Origin of the sequence: Peribacillus muralis (assembly GCF_001439925.1) — a bacterium.
Taxonomy (GTDB): domain Bacteria; phylum Bacillota; class Bacilli; order Bacillales; family DSM-1321; genus Peribacillus; species Peribacillus muralis.
The window spans coordinates 249,405-263,819 of record NZ_LMBV01000002.1 but is presented as its reverse complement, the minus strand read 5'-3'; the positions used below and the strand labels follow the sequence as shown (position 1 = coordinate 263,819).

Sequence of the window (14,415 nt, the reverse complement as noted above, 5' to 3'; positions counted from 1 at the left end):
CCAGAGTTTCACGCCTTGCTGTTTCAACCAACCTTGCATAGAGAAATAAGCTGAAAGTAAAAACCATAAAAAGGAAAAAGACATCTCCAGAGTCGTAGGAGATGTCTTTTTAAGGCGGCAATCGGGATTGAACCGATGATGGAGGTTTTGCAGACCTGTGCCTTACCACTTGGCTATGCCGCCATATCAGCATAAAAATAATAAATGATGGGACCTTACATTTATATTATGTACCTTAATCATTAATGTGAATAAAAGATTCAAATAGGACTCCTTTTTTACAGTTAGAAATGAACAAGGAAAAACTGATTAATTATAGTGATGCCAAATGAAGAACGTCACTTACAAAAAAACAGCTAGTATGCCATTCGATTTTAAACCTGAATATGAATGGAAAACCGCTGAAACCTATGGATGGGTTGAATTATCCCCGAACAGGTCGAATTATCCTTAGTGTTGGATAGAAAACAGTAAAAAAAGGAGTTGAGCACTCAATTCGCGAGTAAAACAGCCAAATTGGCAAATAAAGTGCTCAAATTCGCGAGTAAAGCAGCGAAACTTCGTTTTCATACAAAGTGGAATGAAACGGAAGGCAACGAGACTCCTGCGGGAAATGCGCGTCAACGTGAGACACCGCAGGCTCACGGACCGAGGAGGATCACGGACCGCCTCTGGAAAGCTAAGTGCCTGCAGTGCAATGAAACGGTCTAAGTACTGATCCTCCAAAACAATTGGCAATGAAAACCTTAATAACAGTCAGTGAACATAAAAAAACTTCGGAATGGAACCATTCCGAAGTTTTTAGATCTAAGAACTGCAAGAATAACTATATGAATCAATCATCCAACTCAGTTTTCAATACGTCTCCCGTCATTGCATCGACTACTACATCAGATTCTTTTTTACCTTGCTTAATCTCCAATTCATAGACAAGGCCGCCATTTTCCGAATCCAGTTCCGCATCCGTCACTTGGCCAGCCACCTTTTTCAAGGCAATCTTTTCAGCTTCAGCCATGCTAACTTTCGCTTTTTCCACCGCTTGCTGCGTGCTCATATCTTCATCTTCATCATCATCCGTCTCCTGAGAAAGAATCTCTCCTTTTTCAGCATCGACGTCCACGTCTTGATAGCCATCTTTCGTTTTAACGGTCATTTCATAGGTCATTGGCTGATCCCAATCCTTCTCGAAATGAGTAACCTCCCCGCCTAGCTCATCCGAAATCATCTTGACGGCTTCATCCTCGGGTAGTGCACCTTTGTTGACTGCGTATACCGCCGTTCCGGCGGCGCCCCCAAATAGCAATACCGTAGCTGCGGACACCGTCATTATTATCTTTTTCTTTTGAATGATACCTTCCTTTATCGTGCTCAACTGTTTTTTCATGAATGATTTCCTCCTTTAATTTGTTACTTTAAGGATAACCATCCTTCATGAAACGAGCATGAGGGCTAGATTAGAATTTGATGAGAAAGGATGATGGTCACCTCTGTCCCCTCCCCAAGCTCGCTTTGGATGCCCAATTTGCCGTCTAATGACTCGACTAGCGATTGAGCGATGGAAAGTCCGAGACCGTTGCCTCCGGTTTTCCTTGCTCTCGACGAATCTACGCGATAGAAACGTTCGAATACATGCGGGAGATGTTCTGGTGATATTCCAGGGCCCTGGTCTTTCACGCTGATGAAAATTTCATCCATCTGACGTGTTATCTTGATCTGTATACCGGAATCACTGTATTTCATCGCATTGTCTAAGAGAATGATCAGCACCTGTTCAAGCTTACCTGATATGGTCTTTGCATATATTTCCTTAGCCTCGGATTGCAGCTCTATGTCACGATTGCCCGTTCGTCTAAACGTTTGGGCAATTTGTTCACAAAAAGAGATAAGCTCGATTTTTTCCTCGTTATCAGCTGGGTCCGACTGGGAAGCTGCCTGAAGCAAATGCTCCGTCAGCTTTTTCATCCGGATGGCCTCATGATGGATTGCCTCCACCGCTTCTTCTTGAATCGCCGCATCCTTCATGCCCCAGCGTTTCAATAACGAGGAGTAGCTTTCAATGACCGTGATTGGCGTTTTCAATTCATGTGAAGCATCCGATAGGAATTGCTGCTGTTGGTCATAATTTCGCTCAAGCCTTCCGATCATCCTATTGAATGATTCACCCATTACCTGCAGCTCGTCCTTGGATTGACCTGCTAGCGGTATCCGTTTAAATTCACCGCTTTTTTCGATATCCAACATCGTTCCGCTCATGACCGAGATCGGTCTAAGAATCAGCTTGGCCAGCCACTTGCCTGCCAGAACCGATAACAGAATCACAAATAGGGAAGCCCCGCCCAATACGAGCGCAAGTGTCGATAAATGATCAATGAGGGTATCCTGCGGCTGGGTGATCTCGATCATCCCTAGCTTCTTCCCTTCATCCGGATAAGGATGGCAGTATGTCAGGACATACTCCCCGTCAACCTTGGTAAAATCGTATCCTTTTTCGCTTACGGACTGAACCGCTAGCCCCTGGAGGTCCTCTTCATCTGCAAACGACTTCACCAAGCTTCCGTCGGTGCCGAATATACGCACCATCCCATCATCTGGCGTATAAGCCTCCAATAAAGCGGCATCACCTGCTATCAACCCACTCTCCTGGATTTTTTCTTCAATCAACGAAGCTTGATCTTCAAGCACATCCTCTTCCCTTTCAACGGATATCCAAAGAAAAGCAAATAAAACGATAACGCTCAACAAGATGAGCATGATGCTTAAAAAAAGGCTGGAATACAATTGAATTTTCGCAGAAATTTTCATAAAGGCTCCTTCAAGCTATAGCCCACACCGCGATACGTATGTATGAGCTGCAAATCAAAGGGATAATCTACTTTTTTGCGTAAATACCTGATATACACGTCAACCACATTCGTATCGCCTACGAAGTCATATCCCCACACATGGGAAAGGATTTGATCCCTTGACAGCACTTGATTTTTATTTTGCAAAAGATACACAAGCAAATCGAATTCGCGGGAAGTGAGCTCGATCTTTTTACCCTGCCTTAAAATATCCCTGGTGCCAACGTTCAATTTCAGATCATAAACCGTAAGTTCATCCGCATTTCCTTCTGCCTGACCCTTTTGGACATTTGTACGAAAACAAGCGCGGATTCGGGCCAGCAGCTCTTCGATTTCAAACGGTTTTGTCACGTAATCATTCGCTCCATGGTCAAGTCCATTCACTTTGTCCGGGACGGCATCCCTTGCCGTTAACAGGATGACTGGCGTGGAGGCATTTTTCTTCCGATAACGCCTAAGCACTTCGATGCCATTAAGCTCGGGCAGCATCACATCCAATAAGATTAAGTCCCACTCTTCACTTTCCGCTTTTTCCAAGCCTGTTTTTCCGTTAAAAGCCGATTCCGTCCGATATCCTTCATAATTAAGTTCCAGCTGCAGTACCCTTGCAATTTTTTCTTCATCTTCTATAATTAAAATCCTTTTATCCATAAATACGACCACCTCCCCCTTAGTGTACTGAAGAAAAATGAAAATATCATGAGAATTCTTATGAAAAGGTATTAAAAAGGACCGGATGTAAACACATCCGACCCTTTATTTGCCCACCCAGTGTTGATTGATGAATTCGTCACGTCCCGATTTCGCTCGATCGGCCTTATACTCTTCTTTGTTTTTCTTATGGTAGCCTTGATGATAGTCCTCGGCAGGATAAAAGGTTTGAGCCGGAAGAATTTCGGTCACGATCGGTTTAGTGAACTTACCGCTCGCTGCTACCTTCTCCTTCGCTTCAACGGCCCGTTTCTCTTGAGCCTCATCATGAAAGAAGATAGCCGTCCGATATTGGCTCCCCCTGTCATGGAACTGACCGCCGTCATCGGTTGGATCAATTTGCTGCCAATACAGTTCAAGCAGTCTTTCATAAGGAAATAGTTGAGGATCGAACGTGATTTCCACGACCTCATAATGTCCCGTGGTTCCCGTCTTCACTTCCTCATAAGTCGGGTTTTCAATAAGTCCTCCCGCATAACCGGATACGATTCCTCCAATTCCTGGTTGTTCCTCAAATGGTGTTACCATGCACCAAAAACAGCCTCCAGCAAATGTCGCTTTTTGCATATCGATCATCTCCTTTCCTGTATGTGATAAAAATCAATATACCATATTCCAATTCCGACACTATGCTATTTTGTTTCGAAGACGTCAATTGGAACATCCTATCAATCTTTTGACCAGCCCTTTTCCTTGAATCTTACAATCGCTTCAACCCGATTGCTTACATCCAGCTTGTCAAGGATGACCGATATATAATTACGAACGGTTCCATTCGTTAAATAAAGCTGACTGGCGATTTCCTTCGTATTCTTACCATCCGCAATCAATTTGAGCACCTGACTTTCACGTTCAGTCAGTGGGTTTTCCTCCTCAAACGCCATATCCACCAGCTCTGGGGCATAAATGCGCCGACCATCCATGATGACGCGGATGGAATTCGCCAGTTCCTCACTTGGACTATCCTTCAACAAATATCCACCTACCTCGGCCTTTCTCGCCCTTTCGAAATACCCTGGTCGCGCAAACGTGGTCAAGATGATGACCTTGCATTGAATGCCCTCATTCTTGATTTCCTCCGCCACATCCAGTCCGGTTTTAACTGGCATCTCAATATCCGTAATGCATATATCCGGCTTTAAACGTTTGACGAGATTCATGGCTTCTTCCCCATTGCTCGCTTTTCCGACAACCTCCATATCCTCTTCCAAATCGAGGATGGAACCTAGCGCACCGAGCAGCATCCGCTGGTCTTCGGCAATTACGATTGAAATCAATGCTCATCCCACCTATCCATTATTTTTTATGGCATTCGGAACCTTGATATACAGTGTCGTTCCTTCTGTCGATTGAATATCCAGGCTGCCATTCACGAATTCAAGCCTTTCCTTCATTCCTTGAAGTCCATTGCCTTTAAAAAACTCCGATTTATGTGAAAGGCCGACGCCGTTATCTACCACTTTAATCATTACGCCTGTTTGTAATTCCTCTATCACGATATTGCAGGAATCGGCACGGCTATGTTTGACGATATTGGTCACGGCTTCCTTCAAGCACATGCTTAAAACCGTCTCAACAAGCAATGGGGTATCCTGCAAATCGGTGTTACCCTCCAAATTGAATTCAATCTGTGCCGCCTTCAATATTTGCTTGACCCGGATGATTTCGTCACTTAGCTTGGCTCCGCGCATTTCCGATACCATTTCACGCACTTCCTTGAGCGCCGTCCTCGCCGTTTGGCGGACATCCCTGATTTCTTTCTTGGCCGAATCCGGATTTAAATCGATCAATTTCCCGGCAAGGTCACTTTTCAAGCCAATCAAGGAAAGCTTTTGTCCAAGTGTATCATGTAAATCCCGGGCAATCCGCTGCCGTTCCTCCATCTTGCCCAGCTCGGATATCCGTTTATTTGCATCTTCCAATTGCTCTTCCAGCCTATCCCGTTTATTACGATTATACGTATTGAATGGAAGAAGGATCACGCCCACTACACAAATGAGCATAAAGGGAAACTGCGAAAAGAAGGTAGGGTCCTTCATGATGAAGCCAATATTGACCGACACGATGGTCGCTAAAAGCTGGATGGAATATAGAACGAAAAAGCCGATCTTATTTTGAACATTTCCGATAAAAAATGCCAAAAAAAGTGAAAAGTAAATGTAGCTGAAAAAAATGGTCATCGAAATCGATATGATGATTTGGATCGCTGTCCACACGTATACGGGCCATCCCTTTGACACGAATGAGAGACCGTATGAAATGAAAAACAAAATGATCATGACGATCCCAAAGATAACCTCCAGCATCGATGAAGATTTGAAGATGAAATAAAAAGGAAGGATACAAAATATGATCCAGACATAAGGGCTTAAACCCGTATTCTTCGGAAAGATATGATACCAACTATGCATGGCTCCGCCTCTAATTCTTTTATTTCTAGTATATACTAAGTGGTTTCAGCAAAAAACCATCCAATGGAAATCGAATGGTTTTTTGCCGAGGTATTTACTTCTCTTGAAGACTTGGACGTTTATTATTGAGTTCCACCTTTGGCTTTGCTTCCTTAAGACGCTGCTTGATCTCCTTGAAGCCAACAAACGTCTTGTTTTCCCCGTCATAAAGGCGGAAGCGAAGCGACTTCAAGCTCGATCCAAGGGTGATCGTCGTTGCCTGCTGCAAAGGCAGGGTGGAATCATGGACTTTTTCCAAATTGTAATTCGGCACTCTTGGACTAAGGTGATGCACGTGATGGAAACCGATATTACCGGTCACCCATTGCAGTACTTTAGGTAGCTTATAATATGAACTCCCATCAATGGCTGCCTTGACGTAATCCCATTCTTTTTCCTCCTCGAAATAAGAATCTTCAAACTGATGCTGAACATAAAACAACCAAATGCCCAGTGCTCCCGCTATGAACAGGATCGGTGCTTGAATCATCAGAAATGCCTGCCAGCCGATTGCCACGCATAATAGTCCATAAATCACCACGATGGCCGCATTTGTCAAATACGTATTCATGCGTTCTTTCTTTCTTGCGCCTTTTACATTCAGGCGATTCGAGACGAGGAACAGATAAAACGGCCCTAAACCAAACATGACGATCGGGTTTCGATATAAACGGTAAGCTAGACGTCCCCAAAAGGAGGCGGCTGCATATTCATCAACGGTCATGACCCAAATATCACCTGTACCGCGTTTGTTTAAATTACTGCTGGTGGCATGATGGATGGAGTGGCTATGCTTCCATTGTTCATACGGAAATAATGTGACGATGCCGCTGATCGTGCCGAGGATATTATTCGCCTTCCTGCTTTTAAAGAACGATTGGTGGCAGCAATCATGAAATATGATGAAAATCCTGATTACGAACCCTGAAGCAAGGATCGAGAACGCAAGAGTCAGCCAATAGGAAATGGATAAGCTCTGATACGCTAAAAACCACAACAGGAAAAATGGCGGAAATGTATTCATCAGCTGCTTCACACTTGATTTAGTATTGGATTTTTCAAAAGGGGCCACATCTTTTCGCAGTTGTTTTTGATTATGGTTACTCATGACTTCCTCCTCTTAATTAGATATATGAAGTGTTTCTCTTATTTCAAGTATAGGAATAATCAAGGATCGACTGTAGTCATAAACGTCAATGAGCTTGGATGACGATTGTCATATCCTTGTCTACCCTCTCACTTTTCTCATATATTTTTTCCCGTTTCATCATTTTTACACGTAAAAAACGGGTTCGCTGCTAGCAAACCCGTTATTATTATCCCTGCTAGAATAACAGCTTCGATAAATAGACGACCAACGTTACCGTTATGCTGCTGAATAAGGTGGACATCAGGACGGCCTGTGCCGCATACTCCGGGTGATTGTCATACTCCAAGGCGAATAATGCGCTGTTTCTTGATGCCGGAAATGAGCTTGCGATAAATAACCCTTGGGCAACAGTCCCTTCCAGGCCCAGCATGAGAATGATCAGGAAGGCGATGGATGGAGAAAGGATTAACCTGCCAACCAAGCTAAGGATAAGCGGAAGCGGGAAATGCGCTATTTTCAAGTAGGCGCTTTGTGCACCCAGGGTAATCAGGGCTATGGCTATGAATGCACTGGCGATATTCTCGATAGGTGTCCATAAAAATAGCGGAATTTTGAAAGAAACTGCCTGAAACAGAAACCCGACAAGTAAAGCATAAATGATAGGATTTTTCAAAAATTCACGAATGGCTCCCTTTGCACTTTTTGTATGTACAGAAACGGAATTCATCAATCCATACGTGTAGGTCAACAGGTTTTGAAAAATGATCACGATCACTTGAATCGACAAACCCAGGGCATTTCCATGAAAAACCATCTGGCTGACGGGCAGTCCGAAATTGGCTGAGTTATTTAAGACCACACTATTTTTAAACGTGGCAGAGAGACTTTGATCAAACCTGGCCAGTTTGGCAGTCACGGTACACACGATGATAAGACATAGTGCCTGCAGCGCGAGGAAGCTAAATATTTGGACGACCATCTCCCCGCCGATATTGCTTTGATAAATATTGACAAAGCTAATGGCCGGCATGAGCAGGAAGTGGTTCAATTTGGATAACGTATTCATATCAAGCTTGAATTTACGATGAAGAATGGCCCCTGCCCCTATCAGGAAAAAGACCGGCACAATGACATTCAATACAATTACAATCAGGACATTCACATGACTTCCTCTCCATTCCCTGCTGATTGGTACCTTCCTCCTATCATAATCCCGTGTAAGCCATAATTATAATACCAATATATTATCGTTAACGATTCAAAAATGGAATGACAAAAAAGCGCAGAAATTTCTGCGCTTCCCTTATAGATCTCTCATGAAATCAACGCCCTCGACAAAGCGGACAAATTCGTTGACCAGCTTAAATTCCAGCGACTTTTCATGATATAACATCCATGTATTGCGAATAAGCGGATTTCCTTGCCCATCCCTCAGGTCCAATTGCCGAAGGGTTCGGTCGTGCTCCAATAAAACACTTGGCAGGATTCCATACCCCAGCCCATTTTTGACCATTTCCTTGCAAGTATCCCCTTTGTCCACCTCCATCCCAACTAAAGGTGGACCTTGAAAATTATTTCTCCACCAATCATCGATCATAGCTTTTAGCAGTGCATCGGTTTTGTAATCGATTCTCGGCAATGAGGGCAGGTCCCCGACTGCGACTTTTTCCTTGGACGCAATGCAAATCGTCTCTTCAAAAAGGTGATGCTTCGCGCCTGACCACTGGTAATCGCCCCGAACGATCCCGACGTGGACTTCTTCCTTATAAATGAGGTTCAGTACTTCATTGCTCCAGCCTGTAGTCACATGGAAATCCACCAACGGATATCGCTCACGAAACATTTTCAGCAATCCGGGCAGCTTATGCAGCGTAATGTAATTGGAAACTCCCAGCCGTAATGTACCACTGATTTCCTGTCCCATATTGAACGCCGTCTCTTTGATTTCCCGCAGCCTGATCAGCATCTCCTCAGCACAGTTCGCCAAGTATTCCCCTTGAGGAGTGAACTGCACGCCCCTTGCTCCCCGCTCCACAATCTTCAAATGAAACTCCTTCTCCATTTGCTGGATCCGTTTCGTTAAAGAAGGCTGGGAGATATATAAACTTTGCGCCGTTTTCGTAATATTCTTCTGTTCATGCAATACCTTTAAAATATGCCAGTCTCTTTCATTCATAGTGCTCCCCCCGATACGTTTATCTCGATGATCCAGTTTTTCCACTTCATCCGGAAGATTTCACGGAGTTCTTGCCTGCTATATATCTCTATCATAAATGACCAAGCAAAAAAAACGAAAGGTATTTTGGAAACGATAGCTTCTGTGCAAGATTGTATCTTTTTGTAAATAAAGGTATACTATCAGTGATGAAAGCAGGTTTTGCTTTCTTTTTCATCATCCATAAGCTTTGCTATTAAACTATTCCACCATGACATACACCATCGTTTTTAGAGGCGGAGGTATGATCATGGTGGTTTTTTTGTGTGGTTTTTTGCTAAAAAGGGGGAAATATCATGAGCAATTCGATTAGCACATTTAAAATCAATGGATTGGCTTATACGGCAAAAACCGGAGAAACGATACTGGAGGTTATTAATCAAAATGGGCTGGCCCATCCCCAGATTTGTTATGTCCCTGAGGTCGATCCGATCCAAACCTGTGACACTTGCATTGTCGAGGTCGATGGGAACCTCGTACGGTCATGTTCGACTGTGGCAGTGAGCGGGATGAATATCGCCTTGGATTCAAGCAAGGCGAAAGAAGCCCAAACCGAGGCAATGGACCGGATCCTGGAAAATCACTCATTATACTGTACCGTATGTGATAACAATAACGGTAATTGCAAACTTCATAACACGGCAGAATTGATGAAAATCGAACACCAAAAATATCCTTACACACCGAAAGTGAAACCGGCTGATGTCGATATGTCTCATCCATTTTACCGCTATGATGCCAATCAATGCATTGCCTGCGGTCAATGTGTCGAAGTGTGCCAAAACCTTCAGGTCAACGAGACGCTATCCATCGATTGGGCAGCAGATCGCCCACGGGTCATTTGGGATGAAGGAACTGAAATCAACAACTCATCATGTGTAGGCTGCGGACAGTGCGTAACGATTTGTCCGTGTAATGCATTAATGGAGAAATCCATGCTCGGCGAGGCTGGGTTCATGTCAGGTATAAAAAACGATTTGCTCGAACCAATGATTGACCTTGTCAAAGAAGTGGAGCCTGGGTACAGCGGGATTTTTGCCCTTTCGGAAATCGAGGCGGCAATGCGTGAGAAACGGACGAAGAAAACAAAAACGGTCTGTACATTCTGCGGGGTTGGCTGCTCATTCGAGGTTTGGACAAAGGGTCGGAAAATCCTTAAAATCCAACCGACTCATGAAGCCCCCGTTAATGCGATTTCCACTTGTGTCAAAGGGAAATTCGGCTGGGATTTCGTAAACTCCGAGAAACGTTTGACTAAGCCCCTGATTCGGAAAAATGGCAAATTCGTCGAATCAAGCTGGGAAGAAGCATTGGATTTGATTGCCTCACGGCTAGGTTCGATCAAACAACAGCACGGCGGTAATTCCGTAGGCTTCATTTCTTCCTCGAAGATTACGAATGAAGAAAACTATGTCATTCAAAAGCTGGCACGGCAAGTCTTCGAGACGAATAACGTCGACAATTGCTCTCGCTATTGTCAATCACCGGCTACAGACGGATTGTTCCGTACGGTTGGAATGGGTGGAGATGCCGGAACGATCAAGGATATCGCTTCGGCAGGTCTTGTCATCATCGTCGGGGCGAATCCGGCTGAAGGGCATCCCGTACTGGCGACACGCGTGAAGCGCGCCCATAAGCTACACGGCCAAAAACTCATCGTAGCGGATATCAGGAAGAATGAAATGGCGGAGCGTTCCGACCTTCACATCAGCCCTAAGCAAGGTACCGACCAGGTCTGGTTGATGGCAATTACAAAATATAGTATCGACCAAGGCTGGCATGATCAGGAATTCATTAATGAAAATGTGAATTTCTTCGACGATTATAAAGAAGTACTTGAGAAATACACCCTCGAATATGCGGAAATGCACACAGGACTGCCAAAAGAAGCTTTGATGCAAATAGCTGAAATGATCCGTGATGCCGATGGGACCTGCATTTTATGGGGGATGGGTGTAACCCAAAACACTGGAGGCTCCGATACGTCGGCTGCCATTTCCAACCTGCTACTGGCTACAGGAAACTACCGCCGCAAAGGAGCTGGAGCTTATCCGCTTCGCGGCCATAACAATGTACAAGGCGCTTGCGATATGGGGACGCTCCCGACATGGCTTCCCGGATACCAGCATATTTCCGATGACGCGGCACGCGCCAAATTCGAAAAAGCTTACGGTGTAACAATTGATGGCAAACCAGGCATGAACCATATCGAAATGCTTCACGCCATTGAAAAAGGCGACATGAAAGCGATGTACCTTGTCGGTGAAGATATGGCACTTGTCGATTCTGATGCCAATCACGTCCATGAAGTATTATCAAGCCTGGATTTCTTCGTGGTTCAAGATATTTTCCTTTCCAGAACCGCACAATATGCTGATGTTGTATTACCCGGAGCTCCCTCTCTTGAAAAAGATGGAACGTTCACCAATACGGAGCGGCGTGTTCAGCGTCTATACCAAGCACTGCCCACTTTAGGAGAAGCTAAAGCGGATTGGTGGATCACCCAGGAGATCGCCAAGCGTTTGGGAACGGATTGGAACTATAATCACCCTAGTGAAATCTATGCGGAAATGGCAAGCCTTTCGCCAATATTCAGTCAAGCCAATTACCGTGTGCTCGAAGGCTGGAACAGCTTCCTCTGGGGCAGCCATGACGGAGACAGCACGCCGCTTCTTTATGTGGATGGCTTTAACTTTCCCGATAAGAAAGCCCGTTTTGCGCTATCTGATTGGGTGGAACCTGCTCAGTTCCCAGCGGAATTTGATCTTCATATTAACAACGGGCGCATGCTGGAGCATTTCCATGAAGGAAATATGACGAATAAATCGATTGGTATTCAATCTAAAGTTCCTGACATTTTCGTTGAGATGTCACCAAAGCTGGCTAGTGAGCGGAAAGTCAGTGATGGTGGACTCGTCCGCTTAGTATCACCGTTCGGAGCCGTTAAATTAAAGGTGCTGATCACGGACAGGGTAAAAAACAATGAGCTATTTTTACCGATGAATTCCGTCGATAAAGACTCTGCCATCAACTTCCTGACCGGCCCCATTTATGATCGGCGTACAAGCACGCCCGCTTACAAACAAACGATGGTCCGCATGGAAGTGTTACGCGCAAGCGGAGATACCCCGCTACCGGATACAAATCCACGGAATAAAAAAAGACATCCGCAAAATGGTGTCGAGGTTGAGCGGAAGTGGGCCCGTCCAGGGTATGTTCATTTAACGGAAAAATAGACAAGGAGGGTGATGTTCATGGCAGCTCCCATTACGGAAATCCACAATCCGCTGACGGAGGAAGAAGAGAAGCTCCAAAAACTAGAAGAACTAAAAACACTGATCGCCAATCATGAGGATGCCTTACACAATATGTTTAAAATCGTCAATCAACTGAATGACACCGGAGTATTCGAAGCTGCGACCTCCATGCTTCAAGGAAAAGAACAAATTGCAAAAATCGCCCTTGAACAAGTGACAAAACCGCCTGTCACAAACCTGATCAATACCCTGATGGGGGCAACAGGTGCCTTGATGAACACCGATGCCGCACAATCGACGAAACTGCTGAACAGTGCACTCGCAGGAATCGAAGAAGGAAACAAGTTCCTCCAAAGCGAAAAGAAAATCGGCGTACTCGATTTAATGAAAACATTGAATGATCCCGACATAAACCGGGCGATCGGTTTTGGTGTTAACTTCTTGAAAGGAATGGGCAAGGAATTGAAGGAATAGGATCGGAGCAAAGACTTAAGAGAAGTTTATTCTTCTTTTGAGTCTTTGTTTTGTAGTGGATTGGGAAATTTAAACGTAGCTGCGAGGATAGTGAATATTGAAAAATGATTGAAGATGAGTTCATGATCACTCATCAAAAAACAGGCTGTACACCCTCCCCTTATTCACACCACTGCTTGTCAGATTCAATGATTGCAGGACTCGCGTTGCAGTGGATGCGGAAGGAATGTTCAAAAAATCCCGCAGCTGCCGATTCGTGATAGTCGGACCGATTAAATAAAAATAATCTCGTAAAGCTTGAATATGTGCATCCTTACTGGCTAGGCCGCATTGATTGCAAATCCATGTACCTTGTCTCCTAAATAACTGGTGACTGTTACAATTGTCGCAAACCATCCCTTTTATTAGATCACTTCCGGTAAGTTTGTACCGTTCAAGAATGGAAAAATCGGCCTCGATATGCTGTTTATTAATGACGCGAACAGCCTTCTTTAACGTTTTATCATCTAATATGGTTTTTGTCATGGATTTTTCAAGTTGCTTAATTTTAGCGGAAAGCGCATCCCGATGGATGACTTTGTCGTGAAGCCTGCGGTTTTCAGGAGAGGTACGAATGATGGTTTGGGGATTACTGATGACAATCAATGAAAGAATCGGAAGTGCTGGAAAGCCATATTCCAAAAACCAATTCTGCAACTGTGATTCCTGGCGGCTGACTTGAATGAGAGGATCCGGAAACGCCGACTCTACTCCATCTTTCGTTCGGATGAGCTGATTGAAATGATGATCAAAATAGATCATGCCCGTTATATTCTTCACTTCAATAATAAGGGCGAATTTCTTCGTCACGATCAAGGTATCCATTTGAAAAAAACGGGATTGGTCCTGCAGCCGTAAATCGTGGAAGATGAAATGACTTTTCGGTTCTAAAAAGCTTAATGGAAAGTCAATGGAACACTCCCCTTTATAGCCCGCTTCCCTTTTTTTGAGATCATTTATGATGGAGGACATTTTAGGATGATTAGATGGAAGCCTGCGCGCCAAAATACGTAATTTGAGGATGGTAAGCGGTACTTTTCGTTGTTTTACAATCAATATTCATCACTCCAATCTATATTTCTCCCAACATGATTCGACAACTGCAAGGAATATCCCTTCAAATGACAGTTAATCTGCGAATTTTTCTACGAATTTGGTACCTTTATCTGCGAATTCATCATTTTATCTGCGAATTCGGTGATTTATCTACAATTATGGACCTTTTATCTGCAAATTCAGCGATTTATCTACGATTCTGGACCTTTTATCTACGAATTCGGCGATTTATCGATTTTTCGACAAAAAAGGGATCCGCAACAGGTCCACATTATATAGT

At 44.2% G+C, this 14,415-nt stretch carries 12 protein-coding genes and 1 tRNA gene; 2 read left to right on the top strand and 11 right to left on the bottom strand.

Features of this window, described 5'->3' with window-relative positions:
• Window positions 1-112 precede the first annotated feature (112 nt).
• From ASU00_RS03590 to ASU00_RS03540, 10 genes are all read right to left on the bottom strand, one after another.
• Window positions 113-183 (bottom strand) — tRNA-Cys (locus ASU00_RS03590).
• Between the two features lie 652 nt (window positions 184-835).
• Entirely contained in the window at window positions 836-1,384 is a 549-nt protein-coding gene (locus ASU00_RS03580; RefSeq protein ID WP_057912066.1) for a PepSY domain-containing protein, read from the bottom strand.
• 65 nt (window positions 1,385-1,449) lie between these two features.
• Window positions 1,450-2,802, bottom strand: coding sequence for a sensor histidine kinase (locus ASU00_RS03575; RefSeq protein WP_057912065.1), 1,353 nt, complete (start codon window positions 2,800-2,802; stop codon window positions 1,450-1,452).
• Window positions 2,799-3,494 (bottom strand): response regulator transcription factor, encoded by a 696-nt coding sequence (locus tag ASU00_RS03570; RefSeq protein WP_057912064.1) that lies wholly within the window; start codon window positions 3,492-3,494, stop codon window positions 2,799-2,801. The genes ASU00_RS03575 and ASU00_RS03570 overlap by 4 nt, the downstream gene beginning before the upstream one ends.
• A 105-nt stretch (window positions 3,495-3,599) precedes the next feature.
• Complete coding sequence (gene msrA, locus ASU00_RS03565) at window positions 3,600-4,121, bottom strand: peptide-methionine (S)-S-oxide reductase MsrA (RefSeq protein ID WP_057912063.1); 522 nt, start codon at window positions 4,119-4,121, stop codon at window positions 3,600-3,602.
• Between the two features lie 101 nt (window positions 4,122-4,222).
• Window positions 4,223-4,831: a response regulator transcription factor gene (locus ASU00_RS03560; RefSeq protein ID WP_057912062.1), complete on the bottom strand. Its 609-nt coding sequence runs from the start codon at window positions 4,829-4,831 to the stop codon at window positions 4,223-4,225.
• A gap of 12 nt (window positions 4,832-4,843) precedes the next feature.
• The gene (locus tag ASU00_RS03555) at window positions 4,844-5,965 is read right to left on the bottom strand and encodes a sensor histidine kinase (RefSeq protein WP_057912061.1); all 1,122 of its coding nucleotides are present in this window, start codon (window positions 5,963-5,965) and stop codon (window positions 4,844-4,846) included.
• 94 nt (window positions 5,966-6,059) lie between these two features.
• On the bottom strand, window positions 6,060-7,112 hold the full coding sequence (gene desA, locus ASU00_RS03550) for a Delta(5) desaturase DesA (RefSeq protein WP_057912060.1): 1,053 nt from the start codon (window positions 7,110-7,112) through the stop codon (window positions 6,060-6,062).
• Between the two features lie 217 nt (window positions 7,113-7,329).
• Complete coding sequence (locus tag ASU00_RS03545) at window positions 7,330-8,256, bottom strand: AEC family transporter (protein ID WP_057912059.1); 927 nt, start codon at window positions 8,254-8,256, stop codon at window positions 7,330-7,332.
• Window positions 8,257-8,397: 141 nt separating this feature from the next.
• Window positions 8,398-9,270, bottom strand: a complete 873-nt coding sequence (locus ASU00_RS03540; RefSeq protein WP_057912058.1) for a LysR family transcriptional regulator — start codon at window positions 9,268-9,270, stop codon at window positions 8,398-8,400.
• 335 nt (window positions 9,271-9,605) lie between these two features.
• Here ASU00_RS03540 and fdhF point away from each other — a divergent pair, with 335 nt between their 5' ends.
• Together fdhF and ASU00_RS03530 are read left to right on the top strand one after the other, a co-directional pair.
• Entirely contained in the window at window positions 9,606-12,545 is a 2,940-nt protein-coding gene (gene fdhF, locus ASU00_RS03535; protein WP_057912057.1) for a formate dehydrogenase subunit alpha, read from the top strand.
• An 18-nt stretch (window positions 12,546-12,563) separates the two neighbouring features.
• A complete protein-coding gene (locus tag ASU00_RS03530; protein ID WP_057912056.1) occupies window positions 12,564-13,040 on the top strand; it encodes a helical membrane plugin domain-containing protein in 477 nt (158 codons plus the stop codon).
• Between the two features lie 126 nt (window positions 13,041-13,166).
• Here ASU00_RS03530 and ASU00_RS03525 read toward each other — a convergent pair whose 3' ends face one another.
• Window positions 13,167-14,135 carry an NERD domain-containing protein gene (locus ASU00_RS03525; RefSeq protein ID WP_057912055.1) on the bottom strand — a complete coding sequence of 323 codons (969 nt, stop codon included), beginning with the start codon at window positions 14,133-14,135 and terminating at the stop codon, window positions 13,167-13,169.
• Window positions 14,136-14,415: the final 280 nt, after the last annotated feature.

Excerpts from the sequence above, each read along its gene's own strand:
- ASU00_RS03530 (WP_057912056.1), top strand. The coding sequence starts at position 12,564 with ATGGCAGCTCCCATTACGGAAATCCACAATCCGCTGACGGAGGAAGAA.
- msrA (WP_057912063.1), bottom strand. The coding sequence starts at position 4,121 with ATGCAAAAAGCGACATTTGCTGGAGGCTGTTTTTGGTGCATGGTAACA.
- ASU00_RS03580 (WP_057912066.1), bottom strand. The coding sequence starts at position 1,384 with ATGAAAAAACAGTTGAGCACGATAAAGGAAGGTATCATTCAAAAGAAA.
- desA (WP_057912060.1), bottom strand. The coding sequence starts at position 7,112 with ATGAGTAACCATAATCAAAAACAACTGCGAAAAGATGTGGCCCCTTTT.
- ASU00_RS03570 (WP_057912064.1), bottom strand. The coding sequence starts at position 3,494 with ATGGATAAAAGGATTTTAATTATAGAAGATGAAGAAAAAATTGCAAGG.
- ASU00_RS03540 (WP_057912058.1), bottom strand. The coding sequence starts at position 9,270 with ATGAATGAAAGAGACTGGCATATTTTAAAGGTATTGCATGAACAGAAG.
- ASU00_RS03575 (WP_057912065.1), bottom strand. The coding sequence starts at position 2,802 with ATGAAAATTTCTGCGAAAATTCAATTGTATTCCAGCCTTTTTTTAAGC.
- fdhF (WP_057912057.1), top strand. The coding sequence starts at position 9,606 with ATGAGCAATTCGATTAGCACATTTAAAATCAATGGATTGGCTTATACG.
- ASU00_RS03555 (WP_057912061.1), bottom strand. The coding sequence starts at position 5,965 with ATGCATAGTTGGTATCATATCTTTCCGAAGAATACGGGTTTAAGCCCT.